This window comes from Mesorhizobium sp. PL10 (assembly GCF_053714315.1).
This window is the reverse complement of record NZ_JBSKBR010000125.1, coordinates 1-1,682: the sequence shown is the minus strand read 5'-3', so window position 1 is coordinate 1,682 and position 1,682 is coordinate 1. Positions and strand designations below refer to the sequence as shown.

2 protein-coding genes are annotated in these 1,682 nt (G+C 61.8%); both read right to left on the bottom strand.

Annotated features, from left to right (window positions below; genetic code table 11):
* Positions 1 to 1,435 (bottom strand): potassium transporter Kup (locus tag ACWGTO_RS33360; RefSeq protein ID WP_454578936.1); only part of this gene is annotated, 1,435 nt, incomplete at its 3' end.
* A gap of 125 nt (positions 1,436 to 1,560) precedes the next feature.
* Positions 1,561 to 1,682 (bottom strand): KUP/HAK/KT family potassium transporter (locus ACWGTO_RS33355; protein WP_454578937.1); only part of this gene is annotated, 122 nt, incomplete at its 5' end.

Genomic DNA, 1,682 nt, shown 5'->3' with positions numbered 1-1,682 from the left:
CCAGGAAATCGAGCGGGATCTCGTTGCGGCGGGTCTTGTCGAAAAGGTAGCGGCTGCCGCGCACCCAGGTCCACATGCCGAGCACGATGGTGAAGGCCACCGCCAGTGAGGCCCAACCGCCTTCGAACACCTTGACGATGTTGGAGGCAAAAAAGCCGATGTCGATGAACAGGAACAATCCCGTCATCGCCACTGCGACCCACAGCCGCCACTTCCAGATACGCGTCATGACGACGAACAAAAGCACCGTCGTCACCAGCATGTTGCCGGTCACCGAGATGCCGTAGGCGGAGGCCAGTTTGCTCGATTCGCCGAAGCCGACCACCAGCATCATCACGACTAGCGCCAGCAGAAGGTTGACGCGCGGCATGTAGATCTGGCCGGACTGCCGTTCCGACGTATGCAGGATTTCCAGGCGCGGCAGCATGTTGAGCTGCACCGCCTGCCTGGTCAGCGAGAACGCGCCTGATATGACCGCCTGGCTTGCGATCACTGTTGCCGCCGTCGCCAGGACGACCATCGGGATCAGCGTCCAGCCCTCGTTCATCTCGAAGAACGGATGACCGACATGGCCGTTCTTGGCCAGCACGAAAGCGCCCTGCCCGGCATAGTTGAGCAAGAGGCACGGAAACACGATTGCCAGCCAGGCAAGCACGATGGGCTTGCGGCCGAAATGGCCGAGATCGGCATAAAGCGCCTCGGCGCCGGTGACGGCTAGGAAGATGGCGCCGATGGTGACGAAGGCGACGTCGGGCGAATTGATCAGGAAAGCGACGATATAGTGCGGGCTGACCGCCCACAGGATTTCCGGATCGGCGATGATGTGGTTCAGGCCGGAAAGGCCGATTGCCAGGAACCAGACCGCCGTGATCGGCCCGAAGATCAGCCCGACACCGCCGGTACCGAATCGCTGCACCGAAAACAGGATTGCCAGGATGACCAGCGTCAGCGGCACGACATAGGGCTGGAAGGTCGGCGTGACGACATTCATGCCCTCGACCGCCGACAGCACCGAGATCGCCGGCGTAATGACGGCGTCGCCGAAGAACAGCGACGCGCCGACGATGCCGACGGCGAGAATGATCGCCGAGCGTGTCGGGAAACTGCCGCGCGCCAATGCCATCAGCGACAGCACGCCGCCCTCGCCGCGGTTGTCGGCGCGCAACACGAAATTGATATATTTGATGGTGACGATGATCGTCAGCGACCAGATGATCAGCGACAAAACGCCCAGAATATCGCCGCGGTCGGCGATCTCGCCGCCGGATGACGCCACCAGCGCCTCGCGGAACGCGTAGATCGGGCTGGTGCCGATGTCGCCATAGACCACGCCGAGCGCGCCCAGCATCAGCACCTTGGTGCTATGCTGTTCGATTTCGGGATGGCTCGATTGTTCGACGGGTTCTGCCTCACTACCAGCATTGGTAAGGGCCATGGACGACACTCCGATAAGCGCGCGGTGCTCTACGCTTGCTGCGATGCAATATCAAGTGCCGTAAGGTTATGGCACTCATGCTTGCAGCGCGGGGCTTCTCGCGATCTGCCTGGCGAGGACACCTGTCAAATGGCGACTTGCGTGCCGATTTCAACCACGCGCCCGGTCGGGATCTGGAAATACTCGGTCGCATCGGCAGCGGTGCGAGCCAGCCCGATGAACAGCTTGTCCTGCCACACCGGCATGC